The 18,795-nt window shown below is 62.5% G+C and carries 17 protein-coding genes; 11 read left to right on the plus strand and 6 right to left on the minus strand.

Features of this window, described 5'->3' with window-relative positions; genetic code table 11:
• On the minus strand, positions 1-259 hold a 259-nt coding region (locus QZX93_RS26125), incomplete at its 3' end, for a hypothetical protein (protein ID WP_295391967.1).
• 266 nt (positions 260-525) lie between these two features.
• On the opposite strand from QZX93_RS26125, the gene QZX93_RS26130 reads away from it, so the two are divergent.
• Both QZX93_RS26130 and QZX93_RS26135 read left to right on the plus strand, forming a co-directional pair.
• Positions 526-2,115: an MBOAT family protein gene (locus tag QZX93_RS26130; RefSeq protein WP_295391969.1), complete on the plus strand. Its 1,590-nt coding sequence runs from the start codon at positions 526-528 to the stop codon at positions 2,113-2,115.
• A 2-nt stretch (positions 2,116-2,117) separates the two neighbouring features.
• The gene (locus QZX93_RS26135; protein ID WP_295391971.1) at positions 2,118-3,284 is read left to right on the plus strand and encodes a hypothetical protein; all 1,167 of its coding nucleotides are present in this window, start codon (positions 2,118-2,120) and stop codon (positions 3,282-3,284) included.
• A gap of 119 nt (positions 3,285-3,403) precedes the next feature.
• On the opposite strand, the gene nifA is transcribed toward QZX93_RS26135, so the two are convergent.
• Positions 3,404-5,038, minus strand: coding sequence for a nif-specific transcriptional activator NifA (gene nifA, locus QZX93_RS26140; RefSeq protein ID WP_295391972.1), 1,635 nt, complete (start codon positions 5,036-5,038; stop codon positions 3,404-3,406).
• 4 nt (positions 5,039-5,042) lie between these two features.
• Complete coding sequence (nifL, locus tag QZX93_RS26145; protein WP_295391973.1) at positions 5,043-6,683, minus strand: nitrogen fixation negative regulator NifL; 1,641 nt, start codon at positions 6,681-6,683, stop codon at positions 5,043-5,045.
• A gap of 534 nt (positions 6,684-7,217) precedes the next feature.
• Between nifL and QZX93_RS26150 the strand changes: the two genes are divergently transcribed.
• The 4 genes from QZX93_RS26150 to QZX93_RS26165 all read left to right on the plus strand — a co-directional run bounded on the left by QZX93_RS26150 (position 7,218) and on the right by QZX93_RS26165 (position 9,857).
• Positions 7,218-7,751 (plus strand): RnfABCDGE type electron transport complex subunit B, encoded by a 534-nt coding sequence (locus QZX93_RS26150; RefSeq protein ID WP_295391975.1) that lies wholly within the window; start codon positions 7,218-7,220, stop codon positions 7,749-7,751.
• A 14-nt stretch (positions 7,752-7,765) separates the two neighbouring features.
• A complete protein-coding gene (gene rsxC, locus QZX93_RS26155) occupies positions 7,766-9,226 on the plus strand; it encodes an electron transport complex subunit RsxC (protein ID WP_295391977.1) in 1,461 nt (486 codons plus the stop codon).
• A 46-nt stretch (positions 9,227-9,272) separates the two neighbouring features.
• Entirely contained in the window at positions 9,273-9,536 is a 264-nt protein-coding gene (locus tag QZX93_RS26160; RefSeq protein WP_295391979.1) for an RnfH family protein, read from the plus strand.
• 141 nt (positions 9,537-9,677) lie between these two features.
• Positions 9,678-9,857, plus strand: a complete 180-nt coding sequence (locus tag QZX93_RS26165) for a hypothetical protein (RefSeq protein ID WP_295391981.1) — start codon at positions 9,678-9,680, stop codon at positions 9,855-9,857.
• On the opposite strand, the gene ald is transcribed toward QZX93_RS26165, so the two are convergent.
• The 3 genes from ald to uvrB all read right to left on the minus strand — a co-directional run bounded on the left by ald (position 9,854) and on the right by uvrB (position 13,305).
• Positions 9,854-10,975, minus strand: a complete 1,122-nt coding sequence (ald, locus tag QZX93_RS26170; RefSeq protein WP_295391982.1) for an alanine dehydrogenase — start codon at positions 10,973-10,975, stop codon at positions 9,854-9,856. The genes QZX93_RS26165 and ald overlap by 4 nt on opposite strands.
• Positions 10,976-10,993: 18 nt before the next feature.
• Positions 10,994-11,173: a PLDc N-terminal domain-containing protein gene (locus QZX93_RS26175; RefSeq protein WP_295392091.1), complete on the minus strand. Its 180-nt coding sequence runs from the start codon at positions 11,171-11,173 to the stop codon at positions 10,994-10,996.
• 122 nt (positions 11,174-11,295) lie between these two features.
• Positions 11,296-13,305: an excinuclease ABC subunit UvrB gene (uvrB, locus tag QZX93_RS26180; RefSeq protein WP_295391983.1), complete on the minus strand. Its 2,010-nt coding sequence runs from the start codon at positions 13,303-13,305 to the stop codon at positions 11,296-11,298.
• Positions 13,306-13,557: 252 nt separating this feature from the next.
• Here uvrB and QZX93_RS26185 point away from each other — a divergent pair, with 252 nt between their 5' ends.
• The 5 genes from QZX93_RS26185 to cysN all read left to right on the plus strand — a co-directional run bounded on the left by QZX93_RS26185 (position 13,558) and on the right by cysN (position 18,676).
• Positions 13,558-14,202: a CpsD/CapB family tyrosine-protein kinase gene (locus tag QZX93_RS26185; protein ID WP_295391985.1), complete on the plus strand. Its 645-nt coding sequence runs from the start codon at positions 13,558-13,560 to the stop codon at positions 14,200-14,202.
• 120 nt (positions 14,203-14,322) lie between these two features.
• Positions 14,323-15,081 carry a hypothetical protein gene (locus tag QZX93_RS26190; protein WP_295391987.1) on the plus strand — a complete coding sequence of 253 codons (759 nt, stop codon included), beginning with the start codon at positions 14,323-14,325 and terminating at the stop codon, positions 15,079-15,081.
• 68 nt (positions 15,082-15,149) lie between these two features.
• Positions 15,150-15,725 carry an SRPBCC family protein gene (locus QZX93_RS26195; RefSeq protein WP_295391990.1) on the plus strand — a complete coding sequence of 192 codons (576 nt, stop codon included), beginning with the start codon at positions 15,150-15,152 and terminating at the stop codon, positions 15,723-15,725.
• A gap of 192 nt (positions 15,726-15,917) precedes the next feature.
• Positions 15,918-16,802 (plus strand): sulfate adenylyltransferase subunit CysD, encoded by an 885-nt coding sequence (gene cysD / locus QZX93_RS26200; RefSeq protein ID WP_295391993.1) that lies wholly within the window; start codon positions 15,918-15,920, stop codon positions 16,800-16,802.
• Entirely contained in the window at positions 16,802-18,676 is a 1,875-nt protein-coding gene (gene cysN, locus QZX93_RS26205) for a sulfate adenylyltransferase subunit CysN (protein WP_295391995.1), read from the plus strand. Before cysD ends, cysN begins: the two co-directional genes overlap by 1 nt.
• The last annotated feature ends 119 nt before the right edge of the window (positions 18,677-18,795 follow it).

Raw genomic sequence — 18,795 nt, forward strand, 5'->3', positions numbered from 1 at the left:
AGCGCCGTTCTTGAGGGGGATCGTCAACCAACCGTTTCAGCATCGCCGCGCGTCGGCGAGGGGCTGCTGTGCCTACCTTTTCGCGCTGCCGCCGCGTACTCGCCTTGGCCGACCACGATGCGGGGGAGCGGGAATTGCTGCTTATCGCCGGACGACCTTGCAGTTCCACGACCGCCGCCGTCAACGCAGCCACGCGCCACCAGCCCCCCCGATCAATGCACTTTTTCTCAGCGCCGCTCAGGTCCGGCAGGGATTCCATGGCCAGGAGTTATCCGCCTCCGCGCCTCGTGCTCAAGCAAAACAAACGCGGCCGGGCCGCGGGACCTGAGTAGTTACCGAACGCCAAGTAATTTACAATCAATATTACGACTTGTTTGAAAAGTTTCGCGGGGCCTGCAAGACCCTTTTCGGCGAGCATTATGCATTTGCCCCGCAACTGCGCACACTTCACGCTGAGAATTGCAAGATTATCGCGAACAAAAAACCGCAAAACCCTTATCGCATAGGTCTATCGTAAATTTCGCCATGCTCTTCAATTCTTACAGCTTTATCTTTATATTCTTGCCGATCGCTTTTGCCGGTATGTTCTGGCTGGGACGATACAGCCATCGGCTGGCTGCGTTATGGCTGGGGTTAGCGTCGTTGGCTTTTTACGCCGTTTGGGATTCCCGCATGGTCTTGCTGCTACTCGCGTCAGTAGCATTCAACTACGGCGCGGGCTACTGGATAGGAGTGAGCCGAGCCACTGGCGCTGTTGAGCACGCCAAGCATACCTTGATTGCCGCGATTACTTTAAATCTAATGATGCTGGGGTATTTTAAGTACACCAACTTTTTCATCACCTCGGCCAACGCGCTTTTCGGTGGCCATATTCCTGCACTTGACATCATCCTACCCCTGGGCATTTCCTTTTTCACTTTCACCCAGATCGCCTTTCTGGTCGATGCCTATCGCGGGATCGCCCGCGAATACAATTTCATTCACTACCTACTGTTCGTCACCTATTTCCCGCATCTGATTGCCGGGCCGGTGTTACACCACAAACAGATGATGCCGCAGTTCGCCAACCCGGCCACGTATCGCATTAGTCCCGAACACATGGCCGTAGGGATAACCATTTTTGTGCTGGGCCTAGCCAAGAAAGTGCTGATCGCCGATACGCTTGCCGACTATGCCACGCCGATTTTTGGCGCCGCGAACGCGGGCCAACAATTGATGCTTTTCGAAGCCTGGGTCGGCGCGCTGACTTATACGCTGCAACTCTATTTTGATTTCTCCGGCTATTCGGACATGGCCATTGGGTTGTCGCTGATGTTCAATGTCCGGTTGCCGCTAAATTTCGATTCACCCTATAAGGCGCTCAACATTATAGACTTCTGGCGCCGCTGGCACATGACGTTGTCGGCCTTTCTGCGCGACTATCTCTACATCCCACTTGGCGGCAATCGTAAAGGCCCATTCCGCCGTTATCTCAACCTCATGGCCACCATGCTACTCGGCGGCCTGTGGCACGGTGCCGGCTGGACCTTTGTCATCTGGGGCGGATTGCACGGACTCTATCTGACGATCAACCACGGCTGGCGCGAAGTGAAAGCGCGGCACGGCTGGGGCGACGGCGGACACTTAGCCAGACTCGTCGCCCGCACACTTACTTTTCTCGCAGTCGTCGTGGCCTGGGTCTTCTTCCGCGCCAACAGCCTTGCCGCGGCACAATCGGTCTTGGCCGGCATGGTGGGGATGAATGGCATTGCGTTGCCCAACGCGCTCCAAGCACGGCTCTCGACATTGCTGGAAATAGTGCCACATCAGCAGATTGCGTTCACTGGTTTACTGCCCGCAAGCAACACTGTCGGCGTCCATGCGCTGACTTTTATCGCTGTCGGTCTCGCTCTCGTCTGGCTGTTCCCCAACGTCCATCAAATTATGCGGAACTACAAACCCACTTGGGAGGATATGGCGAATATGCCCGTGTCCGCCGCCCTACCGCGCGGGTATGTCACACAATTGCTGACCTGGCGGCCGATAACCAGCCATGCTGTTCTGATTGGCCTGTTATTCTATGCTTGCTTGATTTCGCTGACAAAAGTCAGTGAGTTTCTGTATTTCCAGTTCTAGCCATGCGCCGGTATCTGATCGCTCTGCTTGTCTCGGCAATACTGCCAGCTGCCGCAGTCACCGGAATCAACTGGCTGATTGATCCATACCGAATTTTTCACAAACCCTGGGTTCGCGATAACTATTACCTCAATACCAGCAAGATGCGGATCGAGGCCAGCGGGATCATCAACACCGAAGATTTCGACTCCATCATACTCGGCACCAGCATGGCAGCCAACTTCTCGCCCAATGAGGCAAGTCAAGTCTTCCGAAGCCATTTCGTCAACATCTCCTTGGATGGCTCCTCGATCGCAGAGCGATCTATTGTATTAGCGTATGCACTCAAGAACAGAAATCTCTCACGGGTGATTTTCTCGCTGGATGGGACATCATCGGGAAACTCCGCGATAAACGGCACGCCGATCACACCCTATATCCGGCTATATGACGATAACCCACTGAACGATATATTCCTATACGCATCCAACATCAAAATTATGCAGTATGCGTTGTGTAGAAACAGGGTGTTTTCAAGCAATCGCCTGTGCCCAAACACAAGAGACCTGGAAACCTTGGTCGAGTGGCACTCAGACTGGGACCATCGCCGGCGATTTGGCGGGCTGTCCAAATGGTTGGCGGCGACCAACAGCGGTCAAGTCCTAAATGCATTACACACAATCGCCGACAGTATCAATGCCATCAACTCCGGAAAGATCAAGGAAATCGATTGGACCGAGGTGGCTGCGGCACAGACAAATGGCCAACGGGAATTTAAGGAGACTCTGCTAAGTTTCGCTGCCAAGTATCCGGCAACGAACTTTTATCTGTTCTTCCCGCCATGCTCGCGTTTGCAGTATGCCATCATGAAACAAAGTACTCCGCAAGCTTTCGAGAATTATCTTGAAACTGTACGATTCATGGTGCAGGAAAGTGCTCGATACTCAAACATCAAGGTCTTTGGCTTTGAAACCGAATCCTTTCTTGACGACATCGCAAATTACAAAGACACGAGCCACTACCATCAGCGTTATAATTCCAAAATGCTACGCTGGATGAAGAGCGGTGAGCATCAATTGACTCCGTCGAATCTTGACGCATACATTGCCGTCATTACTGAGCGGGCAGCCAATTATCCTCTCAAGAACATCGGCGCCCAAATCGACGCCTATTTGGCAAGAAAGCCGTAACCCGAGCGGGTCCTGCTGGCCGCCGTCTTCCATCTTGTCGCGCCCCTTCCAACGCTGACGCCTTGGGCTCGGGAAACGGAGCATGCGCCGAGCTGATGCTCGGCGCTCCAGGGGACGACTCAGAACTGCCGCACCTTGATGTTCAAGGTCTGGATCCGATAGGCGATCTGCCGCGGCGTCATGTTGAGCAGACGCGCAGCCTTGGCCTGAACCCAGCCCGCCTCCTCCAGCGCGGCAATCACCCGCTCGCGCTCGTCCAGGTCGGGATCGTCCAGGTCGACCTTCGGGACCGACTCCATCGGCGATTGGGGACCTGAATCCGCCTCGGCACCGGCGCCGACAAGAGTGCCGCTCCCCGCACTGGTCGAGCGCCCATCCCAGGCGCTGACATCCAGCCCGGTGAGCTCGATCACCGACCGGTCAATGGTGCCATCGGCGCTCATCACGGCCGCCCGCTCCATGCAGTTCTCCAGTTCGCGCACATTGCCGGGCCAGTCGTGACGCATGAGGATGCGCAGGGCACTGTCGGTGATCGACAGATCCCGGCCCTGCATCCGCGCGACCTTGGTGATCAGGAACCGGGCCAGGTCCGGCACGTCCTCGATCCGCTCGCGCAACGCCGGCATGCGGATAGGCATGACGTTGAGCCGGTAATAAAGGTCCTCGCGGAACTCACCGGCGCGCACCTCGGACTCCAGGTCCCGGTTGGTAGCGGCGATGATGCGCACGTCGACCTTGAGTGTCCGCCCGCCGCCGACCCGCTCGAATTCGCCCTCCTGGAGCACGCGCAGTAGCTTGGCCTGGAAGGCGGGGGTGATCTCGCCGATCTCGTCCAGAAACAGGGTGCCACCATCGGCCTGCTCGAAGCGGCCCTTGCGCATGGCCACCGCCCCGGTAAATGAGCCTTTCTCGTGGCCGAAGAGTTCGGACTCCAACAGGTTGTCCGGTAGGGCCGCGCAGTTGAGCTTGACGAAGGGGGCGCGGGCGCGCGGCGAGTTGTAATGGATGGCGTTGGCGATCAGCTCCTTGCCCGTGCCCGACTCACCGCGGATCAGGACCGTCGTGGTCCACTTGGCGACCTGCCTGACCTGGTCGAACACGATCCGCATCGGCTGGGTGTGGCCGATGATGCTATCGAATCCGTGTACGCCCTTCACCTCGCGGCGTAGTTTATCGCGCTCCTCCCGCAGGGCCGCCTGCTCAGCCGCCACCCCGCGCGCCAGGCGGATGGCCTGGCCGATGAGGTTGGCCACCATCTCCAGGAACCGGGCGCGCTCCTCCAAAAGACCGTCCGCTACCGGTGGCTGGGCGGCGAAGACCCCAACGGCGGAACCCTCACCGATCCGGATGGGGACCCCGATAAAGGGCAGCTCCGGTCGGTAGAGGTTGAGCCGGTCCAAGAAACGGGGTTCATCCCCCACCCGGGGCAGAATCCAGGGTTGGTTCTTCTCCAGGATGCGGCCGATCACACCCTCGCCGGGTCGGTAGCGAACCGGCTCGAAGGGGTCGGCGTCCTCCTCGTTATAGAGTGCGCTGATCATCAGTTCGCCGCTCTCCTCCTCGAGCAGGCTAACCAGACCATTGCACAGCCGGCCGCGCTCGTGTAGCACCCGCAACACCTCGCGCAGCGTCTGGCTCAGGTCCAGTGAGCGGCTCAGCACAGTGCTGACCTCATAGAGTGCGGCCAACTGGGTTTCTAAGAGCTCGAGGCGGGCCGCATCTGTGTTGACTGGGGCCAGTGGATCGCGATTCATCTGCTCACTCATCCGCTGCCACGGCGTTCAGGGTGAGTAGCATGCGGCAGCCGTCCTGATAGTCCGGATCGACCTCGATACTGCCCCCGTGGGCCGTCACGATCTCCTGGGCCATCGCCAACCCCATGCCGGCGCGCCCACGGCGATTGCGCCAACCGATATAGAAGGGCTCGAAGACCCGGTAGCGCTCTCCGCGAGGGATGCCCCGGCCGTTGTCCTGTACGGTCACCTCCACCGCGCCGTCCAACTGGCGGGTGGCGAGTAACAACTCCCGTTGTGGCCGCCCGGATTCGTTCAGCGCCTGAATAGCATTGTCGATCAAGTGCTTGAAGAGCGAGCGCAACGAATCCTGATGGCCCGAGAGCGGCGGCAACAGGGGCGCCGGGCGCCAGTCCACCACAATGCCGGCCGCCAGCAGCCGGTCCGTCTCCAGCACCAGGACCTGCCGCAGCAGGTCGTTGACGTTGACCATCACCCCGCTCTCGCGCGGACCCTCCGGCAGGGCCGCCTTGAGGGTGTCCAGGGCACGCGCCCCGGAGCGGCTGATCTCCTCCAGCATCCCGGCCAGGGTCGCAAGGCTGGCATTGCCCCCGCGCGCCATGGCCGCGGCGGCCTGAATCACGTTCATGGGGGCCTGAATCTGATAGATGGCCGCCGCCAGCGCCTCGCGCATGCCGTGGGCCAACTGCTGCTCGGCTAGCCGCGCGCGCAAGTTCTCCACATGCGCCCGATCCACCTCGCGACGGCGGGCGGTGACCTCGTTGGCCAGCAGGAGCATCCGCCGCTCGCCCGGCTTCTGGCGACCGAAGAAACCGCGCGCGCTGGGGTCGAATTCGTCTGCCGGAGTGCCGGAGCAGGAGAACCAGCGCGGACCGTTCGACCCCGGGACACTGATGCTGACCTCCAGGTCCTTGAATGCTCGCCCGCCCAGACACTCCGCCAGGGGGTCCAGGCCGACCTGCTCGCGTAGCGCGGAGCTTAGGACCTGAGCTGGCTCCTGCCCGTGCAGCTCACCGGAGAGCTTCTTGTGTTCCCGGTTATTGAGGATCACCCGCCCCTCGGAATCGAGCAGCACGATCACTACCGGGGCCGCGTCCAGCACCGTCTCGATACGCGCCTTCTGGCGGCGTAGCTCACCCTCCAGCTCGTGTACCTTCGTCACGTCACGGTGCATGCCGAGAAAATATTTGAGCTCCCCATGGCAATCAAGTACTGGGGCGATCACCAGTTCAGCCAGATAGTCCCCGCCCTGCTTGGTGCGGTTGATCAGGGTCCCGGTCCAGGTCTGCTTGCGCTGGATGGTCCGCCACAGGTGCTGATAGACGTTCTGCGGGGTGGCGTGGTTGGAGAGGATCCCCTCGTTCTTGCCGATTACCTCGTCGCGGCTGTAGCCGGTCAGGACCTCGAATGCACGGTTGGCATAGAGGATGGTCGCGCCGACGTCGGTGATCGAGATGGCCGATGGGGCCTGCTCCACGGCCTCGAAAAAGAGCCGTGGCGAGAGCGGGTCGCGGGGGTTGCCCGCCATCAGGGTGAGGGCCTCGATGACCTCCGCCGGGGTGCCAGCCGGAGGGGCGGCGAGGAACTCACCCAATGCGGTGGCGACGAGCTGTTCCGGGGACTCCGGGGATGGTCGGGCCGACACGGCGTTCTCCAATAGATTGGTGTTGGGAAGGTGGAACCGAAAAAGAAAATTTGTCCGCGAATAACCGCGAAAAATGGCAGATACGGCCGGTCGCCCCGCTTGGGGCCGGCCCGTCCGGCGGCCTGTCGATATTACGACAATTCTACTGGACCGCGGCATGGGTGTTGTCGTGTCGTCAACAGCCAAGAGGACGGATGACTCCCTCAGCGGCCGCCCGCCGGGCCGAAGCGGCACTCGCGAATAAGCCGCAACACGCTGATCTTCTAGAGTCTTTAGCTGCACTTTGACCTAAGTTGGGGTTGTCGAAGCACCGCTACCAGAAGCACCTGGCACCCAGCTTGCATTGTAGTCCCTAAGCAAGGTCCAACGCGCGGCTGCCACGCCGGAAAGGCCTCGGTCCTGCTGGTTGGCGCACCGCTGGCCGTGGGCCGCTCGCTGATCGGCCCAATGACATTATTTTGCGTTCATTTGCGTTCATTTGCGGACCAAAATTCGTTCTGAGCCGCTGACCGCTTGCACCAGAGGCATCGAATCATGCTCGCCGCCATTGGCAGTCTCTCCGTTCTCGGTCTGATCTTGGGCGCGGTCCTCGGGCTCGCCTCCCGCTATCTGCGGGTGGAGGGTAACCCATTGACTGCACAGGCCCTGGCACTGCTGCCCGGCTCCCAGTGCGGACAGTGCGGTTTCGTTGGCTGCGGCCAGGCGGCCGAGGCACTCACCGCGGGCACCGCCCCGCCGACGGTCTGCCCACCCGGCGGGCGGGCCGTCGCCGAGGCCCTGGCCAGCCTGCTCGGCAAGACGGTGGATCTCGCGGGCGTGGCGGAAAAGGCCCCGACCGTCGCGCACATCAACGAAAACCTGTGTGTCGGGTGTACCAAGTGCTTCAAGCGCTGCCCCACAGACGCAATCATGGGGGCGAACAACATGATCCATAGCGTCTTCGCGGACGCCTGCATCGGCTGCGAGAAGTGTTTCGAGGTGTGCCCCACCGAGTGCATCGAGATGCGGCCCATCGCGGCGACCCTGCAAACCTGGTTCTGGCCCAATCCGGCCACGGTAACCGCCTGAGTCGGGAGGCCCCCATGAAGCTCTTTAAGATCCGCGGCGGCGTTCACCCGGAAGACCGCAAACACCTGGCCGCCAATCAAGCGATCGAGGACCTGCCACTGGCGCCCCTGCTGCACGTCCCCTTACAGCAGCACATCGGCAACCCCGCCACGCCGGCGGTGCGCCGTGGCCAGCGGGTCGCCAAAGGCGAGCTCATCGGAGCGGCCCAGGGGCCGATGTCCGCCCCAGTCCATGCCCCGACCTCCGGGCGCATCATGGGGATCGGCAGCTTCCCGGCCCACCACGCCTCGGGGCTGTCGGTGCGCACCATCACGCTGCAACCCGATGGGGAGGATCGTTGGCTGGAAGGCTTGGAAGGGGTGCCCGACCCCTTCGCCCTGACACCGGAAGATGTCGCCGCACGGGTTGCGGCGGCCGGCATCGTCGGCATGGGCGGGGCGACCTTTCCCTCGGCGGTCAAGCTCAACCTGCGCACCAAATACAGTCTGCACACCTTGGTGATCAATGGGGCCGAATGCGAACCCTACCTCACCTGTGACGACCGGCTGATGCGCGAGCACGCCGCTGGGGTCCTGGACGGCGCCCGCATCATGGCCCATGCGCTGGGGGTCTCGCGGATCATCATCGGGATCGAAAACAATAAGCCGCAAGCGCAGGACGCCATGACCGGGGTCGCCGCGCCCTATCCTGAGATCCGGGTGGCCCACCTGCCCATGCGCTTCCCGATGGGTTCCGAAAAACACCTGGTACAGACACTCACCGGCCTGGAGACCCCTGCCCGCGGGCTCACGGCCGACATCGGGATCGTCGTCCACAATCCGGCGACCGCCTTCGCGGTCCACCAGGCCCTGCGCCAGGGCCGGCCACTCGTGGCGCGCTTGGTCACGGTGAGCGGCGCGGCCATCAACCGGCCGCGCAACCTGCGGGTGCCCCTGGGTACCCCGGTGCAGCACCTGATCGACCACTGCGGCGGCTTCCGGGAGGACCCGGCCAAGCTGGTGAGCGGCGGCCCCATGATGGGCCAACCGCTGCCGAGCACCCGGGTGCCGATCGTGAAAGGCAGCAATGGGGTCCTGGCCCTCACCGCGACCGAGATCAACGCTGGCCCGAGCTCGCCCTGTATCCGCTGCGGCAGTTGTGTGGACGCCTGCCCCTGCGGGCTGCTGCCGCTCAACATGGCCGCCCACGCCCGCGCCGGGGACCTGGAGGGGACGGTGCGCCTGGGGCTCATGGACTGCATCGGCTGCGGTTCCTGCTCATTTGTCTGCCCGTCGCACATCCCGCTGGTGCAGTTTTTCAACTATGCCAAGGGCGAGATGGCCGCCCGCGGGCGCGCCAAACAGAAGCAGACCGAGACCAGGCGCCTGGTAGAGGGCCGCGCGGAGCGGATGGAGGCGATCCAGCGCGCCAAGCGCGAGGCCATGGCGGCGCGCAAGCGCGACACTGCCAAGCCGGCCGCGGCCGCTGAGGCTTGAGCAAGAGGCGGACAACCACTTTCGATTTGACCCTGGAGGTTACCCAATGCACGTCGGCGTCGCCTATGCAGACAAATTCAAACAGACCTGGCTCAAGCTCGACGTGCCGGACGGCAGCTCGGCGCGCGACGCCATCCTGCGCTCCGGACTGCTGGACCAATTCCCGGAGATCGACCTGGCGCGCAACCAGGTCGGCATCTTCGGTAAGGTCGTGCGGCTCGACACGCCGCTGAAGGCCGGCAATCGGGTGGAGATCTACCGCCCCATCATCGCCGATCCCGAGACGGTGGAGCGGCGCGATCGCGAGTGAAGGTCAAGGCGCACGGCTTATCTCGAGGACATCGCTGAACTGCCCGATCTCTGGCCTTGATCATCATTCCGGCTACCGGTATATGCAACATTCGTCGCGGCCAGGGGGCCGCTCCTACCGAGCGCTGGGATACCGACAACGATGAATGGGAAACACGGGCTTCTGCGCCACCTGGGGACGGCCAGGAGCGGCGCCTATTTCTCCGTGGCCCCATTTTTCGGCGCCGTCCCGGCGATCCGACTGCTGGGGGAAGCGCTCAGTCTGCCATTGCTGATCGCGGGCATCTTGATGGGATATCGGACGTTACGCATCGCGGCCTAGACGTCGCCCAGCAACGACTCCGCCGGGGTCAGGTCATAGCCCAAGGCCGCGGCCACCGCCGGATGAGTGACGCGGCCCGCGCAACAATTGAGTCCGGCGCGCAGGTGGGGATCGTCGGCCAAGGCGCGGCGCCACCCCTTGGCGGCCAGGGCCAGGACCGCGGGCAGGGTGGCATGATTGAGCGCATAGGCGGAGGTGCGCGGCACCGCCCCAGGCATGTTGGCCACGCAATAATGCAAAATCCCGTCCACCACATAGGTCGGTTGCGCATGGGTGGTCGGGCGCGAGGTCTCGAAGCAGCCACCCTGGTCGATGGCCACGTCCACCAACACCGCCCCCGGGTTCATGGTCCCGAGCTGGGCGCGGGTTACCAGACGCGGTGTGGACGCCCCCGGCACCAGGACCGCACCGACCACCAGGTCCGCACCGAGAAGCTCCGCCGCCAGCTCGGCCCGGGTCGAATAGAGCACCCGCGCGCCCACCCCGAAGTGAGTCGCCAACCGCTCCAGTAAGGCGGGGTTGCGGTCCAGGATGGTCACGTGCGCCTGCAGGCCGACCGCCATCTGGGCGGCGTTGAACCCCACCACACCCCCGCCCAGGATCAGTACCCGCGCCGGAGCCACCCCCGGGACGCCGCCCAGCAGCAGGCCCCGCCCACCGTTGGCCGCCTGCAACGCCCAGGCCCCGGCCTGAATCGCCAACCGGCCGGCGACCTGACTCATCGGTTTGAGTAGCGGCAGGCCGCCCTGGTCATCGGTGACCGTCTCGTAGGCGATGCAGACGGCCCCGGACGCCAACAGGTCCCGCGCCTGGTCCGGGTCGGGGGCCAGGTGCAGGTAGGTAAAGAGCACCTGATCAGGCCGCAGCTGTACCCGCTCCCCTGGCTGGGGCTCCTTCACCTTGACGATCAGCTCGCCACGGGCAAATACAGTCGCGGCATCTGCCACAATCTCCGCCCCGGCCGCCTGGTAATGCGCATCCCCAGCCCCGATGCCGGACCCCGCCTCAGTCTCCACCAGCACCTGATGGCCCTGATAGACCAGCTCGGCCACGGACTCCGGGGTGAGCCCGACCCGCAACTCCTGCGGCTTGATCTCTCGTGGTACACCGATCAGCATCTTGTCGCCCCCCAAGCATCAGCGACTCGGCCCGAAGATAAACCACAGGATCAGACCGAGCACCGGCAACAACAGGATCACCACGATCCAGATGACCTTACGGCCGGTCCCGGCGCGACTCTGTACGATCTTGACGATGGCATAGACCATCAAGACCAAATGGATCAGGCCCAGCGGGCCGAGGACTTCGATATTCATGTTCATGTCTTAGTGCTCCAAAGCGATATCATTCGAGTGTTAGGCTTGCATGACGGCCCAGAGGGTGCAAGATCCCTCCGACCCTGTCCAGAGTCCCCGCCGGCCGCTGGCCGCAGCAGCCCTCACGCCGCCAACCCCTTCCCCTGCAATTCCTTGATCTTGTCGCGCACCGCGGCCGCCTTCTCGAACTCCAGGTCTTTGGCGTGGCCGTACATCTCCTTCTCCAGTGCCTTGATCTTCTTGGCCATCTGCACCGGTGTGAGATTGGCGTATTCGACGATCTCCTCCGCCACCCGGGCATAGGCGCGGGCCGAGCGGGGGGCGCCGGGAGTGGAGCCCTCCAGGATGTCCGCGACCGATTTCTGAATCGACTGGGGGGTGATGCCGTGGGCCAGGTTGAAGGCGGTCTGTTTGGTGCGGCGCCGCTCGGTCTCGCCCATCGCCCGCTCCATGGAGCCGGTAATCCGGTCGGCGTAGAGGATGGCCTTGCCGTTGACATTGCGGGCGGCGCGGCCGATGGTCTGGATGAGCGAACCCTCGGAGCGCAGGAAGCCCTCCTTGTCCGCGTCGAGGATGGCGACCAATGAGACCTCGGGCATATCGAGCCCTTCGCGCAGCAGGTTGATACCCACCAGCACGTCGAATTCGCCCAGGCGCAGGTCGCGAATGATCTCGACCCGCTCCACGGTGTCGATGTCGGAATGCAGATAGCGGACCTTGACCCCGTGCTCATTGAGATACTCGGTCAGGTCCTCGGCCATGCGTTTGGTCAGTGTCGTCACCAGCACCCGCTCACCGACGGCGACGCGCAGCGTGATTTCGGACAGCAGATCATCCACCTGGGACAGGGCCGGACGCACCTCCAGTTCCGGGTCCACCAGTCCAGTGGGGCGCACCACCTGCTCCACCACGGCCCCGCCGGAGTGGGTGAGTTCATACTGACGCGGCGTGGCGGAGACATAGATGGTCTGGGGCTGGCGCGCCTGGAACTCCTCGAAGCGCATGGGGCGATTGTCGAGTGCGGAGGGTAGGCGGAAGCCGTATTCGACCAGGTTCTCCTTGCGCGAGCGGTCGCCGCGATACATACCGCCGAGCTGCGGGACCGTGACATGGCTCTCGTCGATCACCACGATGGCGTTCGCCGGCAGGTAATCATAGAGCGTCGGCGGCGGCTCACCGGGGCCGCGACCGGAGAGATAGCGGCTATAGTTCTCGATGCCGGAACAATAGCCTACCTCCATCATCATCTCCATGTCGAAAATGGTCCGCTGCTCCAGCCGCTGCGCCTCCAGCAGCTTGTTGTTGTCGCGTAACCAGGTGAGGCGGTCTTTCAGCTCCAGCTTGATCTGGTCGATGGCATTCAGCACGGTCTCGCGCGGCGTTGCGTAATGGGTCTTGGGGAAGACGGTATAGCGTGGCACCTTGCGCAGGACCTCGCCGGTGAGCGGATCGAAAACCGAAAGGGCCTCGATCTCGTCGTCGAATAGCTCAATGCGCACCGCCTCCTCGTCGGACTCGGCCGGGTGGATGTCGATCACGTCGCCACGCACCCGGTAGGTGCCGCGGGCGAGCTCGATCTCATTGCGGCGGTATTGCAGGTCCGCGAGCCGCCGCAACAGCGCCCGCTGGTCGATCACATCGCCGCGGCGCAAGTGCAGCACCATCTTCAGATAGGCCTGCGGATCGCCCAATCCATAGATACTGGACACGCTTGCCACGATGATGACGTCCGGGCGCTCCAGCAGCGCCTTGGTCGCCGACAGGCGCATCTGTTCGATATGCTCGTTGATCGAGGAGTCCTTCTCGATATAGGTATCGCTGGCCGGAATATAGGCCTCCGGTTGATAATAGTCGTAATAAGAGACGAAGTATTCCACCGCATTGTGCGGAAAGAACTCGCGCATCTCACCATAGAGCTGGGCGGCGAGCGTCTTGTTGGGGGCGAGGATCAGGGCCGGCCGCTGGACCTGGGCGATGACATTCGCAATGGTGAAGGTCTTGCCGGAGCCGGTAACCCCAAGCAAGGTCTGGGCCGCCTCGCCGTCGCCGAGGCCCGCGACCAGGCGGCGGATGGCCTCCGGCTGGTCGCCGGCCGGGGCGAACTGGGCGGCCAGATCGAAGTGTTTCGACATAACTGAAGCTCCGGCTATACTGAGCCACCAAGCGCACCGGCGGATCGGCAGGGTGGGCGCGAGCGGGCCCGGCCGCCCCCGCGAGCGGTCATCCGACAGTGCCAAGGCGCCATTCAAACCCACCCAACACGGCGGCGGGCCGTTCGCCCAACGATGTCGAGAAGCCCCACGGCCGGTGCAGGCGCTCGGAGCGCCGCGGTGGTGTTCCTCACCATTATCCCTTGGTTGCTTTATTTAGGCGAGTAAAACCCCATGCCTTATTTTGAAAAAAGACAGCGCCAGACACTCGAACAAATCGCCGAGGTCAAACGGATCTTGGGGGCAACCGAACACGCCATGGGCAGCAAGATACCCACGTCGCTGTTAGTCACGAGTGCCTCGCCGGGAGAGGGGAAGAGTTTGTTTGCCGCCGTGCTCGCAACCGCCGCCGCCAATAGCGGAAAATTTCGCGTCGCCGCCATCGATCTGAATTGGCATCGTCCGGCACTGCATCAATTTTTTGATCTTGAATTGAATCATTCCTCAACGGAACTTCTGGCCGGCGACTTGAGCACGCTCATGTGTTCGTCCGGACAGGATGCCTTGGATATTCTGACCGCGCCGGCGGACTATTCCGACCTGAATACCCCTGCGTTTCCTGTAGCCAAGCGATTGGTCGAGCAGGCCGCCGCGGCCTATGACCTGGTCATCATCGACAGTGCGGCGGTGTTCCCGACGAATCGCATGATGATGGACCCCGTGATGCTCTCAGGTATCGCCGATGGCGTTGTGATGCTGGTGTTAACCGCCGTCACGCCCAAGCAGCAGGTCAGAAAGGCGCAAAAGATCATGGAGACCGCCGGCGCGACGATCCTGGGTGTCATCGCTAATCAGCTAAGGATGTCGGCAGACAGCTAGAATCAAGCAGTCGCCATCACTGAACTGGGGTTGCAGGAACTTCACGGCCCCAACTGCCATGGTGATTGACTCATTATCGCCGCGACCTACCGGTGGTCGCACACACTTGAAGGAAATGACATGAGCTATTACCTCAAACGCTATAACAGGGCACTGCGGGTTAACAAGAAGTGGGCGTTGCTGGCGTTGTTGGCGCCTGGCCTGTATCTGATTTTCGCGGTGTTCAACGATGTGACATTCAAGGTCTCGCGGGACTTCGCTCCGTATTCCGGCGCCAGCCCGGTCGCGGCGCTCGACCGCCCGGCCGTCACCTTAAAGCTAGAGGACCTGGTGGCTAACCCCGAGCTCCTGTTTTTCGACCAACTCGCGTTTCCGCAATTGCACTGGAAGCTGCGGCTCTTGGAGAATACCGGCGCGCTCAAGAGCGATGCGGCACTGCGCACGCTGACCCAATCCGCCATGACGTTGGGCGATGCGGGGGACGCCCGGCTACGCCTAAGCTATAGCGGCAACGACCCGCAGATCGGCAGCGCACTGGTCGCTTTCTATAGCGACCGACTCCTCAAGAGAATCAATGATGGAATCATTCGCACTCAGCCAAGAACCGCGCCAGGACCGCTGACATTCAGAGGCGTGGACCGCATGACGGTGGGCGACATCCAGGTCGTCGAAGTGAGGTCCATCTGGCGTGCCGAGCGGCTGCGGCCCACGCTGTTGGCGCTTTTGCTATCCTCCTTGGGCGTGCTGGTACTCATTGCGGTTCTGGAACTTGCAGACCCCTCATTCAAGTCAGAGAGACAAATGGCCCGCTATTTGGGGGTACCGGTCTTGGGTGGGCTCCCGGATGCCGGGCCGCTGGTGCGAAGGCTGCCGGAGTAGTGCCGCGAAGCCCAACTCGCGATACCGCTTCGAGGGTCCAGGGCAACCCTGGTACGGGGGGAATAGAGATGCGTTCGCCGATGCTGATACTGGTGCTCGGCCTCTGCGCGGCCGCCGCGGCGGCTGCGCCAGACGATCCGAAGACACGCCTGGAGGACGGTGAGGTCACGGTCACGCTACGCCCGATCGCGGGCAGCAGCCTGCCGGAGGTCACGGCCCGCGGGCTGATTGAGGCGCCCGCGGAGCGGATCTGGGCGATCATTGAGGACTGCGGTCAATTCGCGAAGACGATGCAGCACATCGCGCGTTCCAGGGAATTGTCGCGGCAGGGCCAGACGGTGGTGTGCGAAGTAGAGATCAGTCTGCCGCCGCCGCTGGCGAACCTGGTCGGCGTCACGCAGGCGGTCCATGTGGTGGGTCCACCCAAGTGGTCGCGCACCTGGCGCCTGTTGCGCGGCGACTACCTGGTCAATGAAGGCAGTTGGACATTGACGCGCTACGCCGACGACCCCCGGCGCACGCTGGCCGTGTATCGCGTCCACGCCGTCCCAAAAACCCACTTGCCGGATGCCTTGCTGCGCTATGAACAGCGGCACGCACTCCCGGAACTCTTCAGGCATTTGCGCCAGATTACAAAGGGTTAAGAGACCCATCCGCGCGCTTTAGCGCGACCTTCGCCGGAGTGGCCGAGGCTTGCCGCGGCCCGCCCCCCTGCCCCGGCCACATTCGTGCTTGTTCGTGACCCGCCGCACGGCTACCATCGCTAATAGACCCGAGTACGGGCGGTCCGAATGTAGTCCTTATCACTTTTTATGATTTCCAAATCTGGCAGGCCGATGATCACCCTTGAAGCAGAGTCTATAGAAATCATCCGCGAGGCCGTGGCGACGGCCCGCAACCCGGTCATGCTGTATTCCATCGGAAAGGACTCGTCGGTGATGCTGCACCTGGCGCGCAAGGCCTTTTATCCGGCACCGCCGCCATTTCCGCTGCTGCATGTCGATACCGGGTGGAAGTTCAAGGAGATGTACCTTCATCGCACGCGCATGGTCGCCGAGAGCGGTATGAGGCTCATCACACACACCAATCCGGAGGGGGTCGTGGCCGGGGTCAATCCATTTATTCACGGTAGCAACTACCACACCGATGTGATGAAGACCCAGGGGCTGAAACAGGCGCTGGATGAATTGGGGAGCGACGTGGTATTCGGCGGCGCCCGCCGCGACGAGGAAAAGAGTCGGGCCAAGGAGCGAGTCTTCTCGTTTCGTGCCCCCGGCCACCGCTGGGACCCCAAGGCCCAGCGCCCCGAGCTGTGGAATCTGTACAATACCCACGTCAAGCCAGACGAGACCATCCGGGTATTTCCCATCAGCAACTGGACGGAACTCGACATCTGGCAATACATTCACGCCGAGCGCATTCCGATTGTACCACTCTATCTGGCGGCGGAGCGGCCGGTGGTCAAGCGCGATGGACAGTGGATCATGGTCGACGACGAGCGCTTTCCGTTCGCCCCAGGCGAGCAGGCGGAAATGAAACGAGTGCGCTTCCGCACCCTTGGGTGCTGGCCGCTGACGGCCGCAATCGAGAGCGATGCCGATACGCTCGAGGCCGTGATCGCCGAAACCTTCAATGCTCGAAGCTCCGAGCGTCAAGGGCGGTTGATCGATTCCGATATACCGGGGTCGATGGAAAAGAAAAAGCAAGAAGGGTATTTCTAATGAGCATGCTGCACGCCAAAGATATTGCGTCCTTTCTGGACGGTCAGCGCGACAAGGAGACGCTGCGCTTCATCACCTGCGGTAGCGTCGATGACGGCAAGAGCACCTTGATCGGGCGCTTGCTGTTCGAGAGCAAGAGCATCTTCGACGACCAATTGCAGGCACTCGAGACCGACTCGCGCCAGTATGGCACCCAGGGTGAGAAGATAGACCTGGCGCTGTTGGTCGACGGGTTGCAGGCCGAGCGCGAGCAGGGCATCACCATCGATGTTGCCTACCGCTTCTTTGCCACTGACCGACGCCGCTATATCGTGGCCGATACCCCGGGGCACGAACAGTACACCCGTAACATGGCCACCGGTGCGTCCACCGCGGATCTGGCAGTGATCCTGATCGACGCGCGCAAGGGGGTGCTAACCCAGACCCGCCGTCACAGTCGGATTGTGGCGATGATGGGCATTCGTCACGTAGTCCTGGCGGTCAATAAGATGGACCTGGTGGAGTGCGATCAGTCGGTCTACGACGCCATTGTCGAGGATTACCTGGCCTTTGCCTCCGGCTTCGGCTTCACCACTGTCCAGGCCATCCCGCTGTCCGGCCTGGACGGGGACAATGTGCTGAATCACAGCGCCCGGATGCCCTGGTACAGCGGCCCCAGCCTGATGGGCTACCTCGATACAGTCGAGGTGCATGAAAGCAATGGACGCGACGCCTTCCGCTTGCCCGTACAGTGGGTGAATCGGCCGAACCTGGATTTCCGGGGCTTTTGCGGCCGTATTGCCGAGGGAACCGTGCGACCCGGCGACACCTTGCGCGTCTTGCCCTCTGGCGTCTCGGTCGAAGTGAAGGCAATCCTGGCGGGGTTCGATGAGGTAGAAAGCGCCTGCGCCGGCGACTCGGTGACGATCACCTTGAGCGAAGAGGTGGATGTCAGTCGTGGCGATGTGCTGGTCGCGGCGGCCGCACCGGCGGAGGTGGCCGACCAATTCGAGGCGCGCTTGCTGTGGATGGTCGAGCACCCGATGTCGCCGGGCCGCCAATACCTGATGAAGCTGGCCTGCAAGGAGGTGACCGCCACGATCACCGACATCAAATATCGCGAGGACGTCAATACCGGCACCCATCTGGCGGCCAAGAACTTGGGACTCAATGAGATCGCCACGGTCAATCTGTCCACCAGCGCACCCGTGGTATTCGAGCCCTACGCGGTCAATCGGGTACTGGGCGGCTTCATACTCGTCGATAAATTGACGTTTGAGACCGTCGGCGCCGGCATGATCGATTTCGCGCTGCGGCGGGCGAGCAACATCCATTGGCAGGCGCTAGAGCTCAATCGCACCGTCAGGGCCGCGCAGAAGCACCAGTCGCCGCGCTGCATCTGGTTCACCGGGCTGTCGGGCTCCGGCAAGTCGACCATTGCCAACTTGTTGGAAAAGCGCCTGCATGCGGAGGGTAAGCACACCTACCTGCTCGATGGCGATAACGTGCGTCACGGCCTGAACCGCGACCTGGGCTTCACCGAGGCGGACCGGGTCGAGAACATCCGCCGGGTGGCCGAGGTGGCGAAACTCATGGTCGACGCGGGTTTGATCGTCCTCGTGAGCTTCATCTCGCCCTTTATCAGCGAGCGTCGCATGGCCCGCGACCTGTTTGCCCCGGGCGAGTTCATCGAGGTGTACGTCGATACGCCCATCGAGGAATGCGAGCGGCGCGATGTGAAGGGACTCTATGCCAAGGCCCGCGCCGGTGCCTTGAAGAACTTTACCGGTATCGACAGCCCCTACGAGGCACCGGAAGTGCCTGAGGTCCACCTGCACGCCGGGCAACTGAGCACGCCGGCGTGCGTCGACGTCTTGGTGGATACGCTGGGGTAGGCAGCGGCGCGGCGCGGCCGGGGAGGCGCTCCCGCAGCGTGGGAGCGGCCCCCGGCCGCGACGGATCATGTACACATCCACCCACGCGCTCGAGCGTGAGCGCGGGATGTCCGCGCCCT

This window comes from uncultured Thiodictyon sp. (assembly GCF_903946935.1).
Taxonomy (GTDB): Bacteria; Pseudomonadota; Gammaproteobacteria; order Chromatiales; family Chromatiaceae; genus Thiodictyon.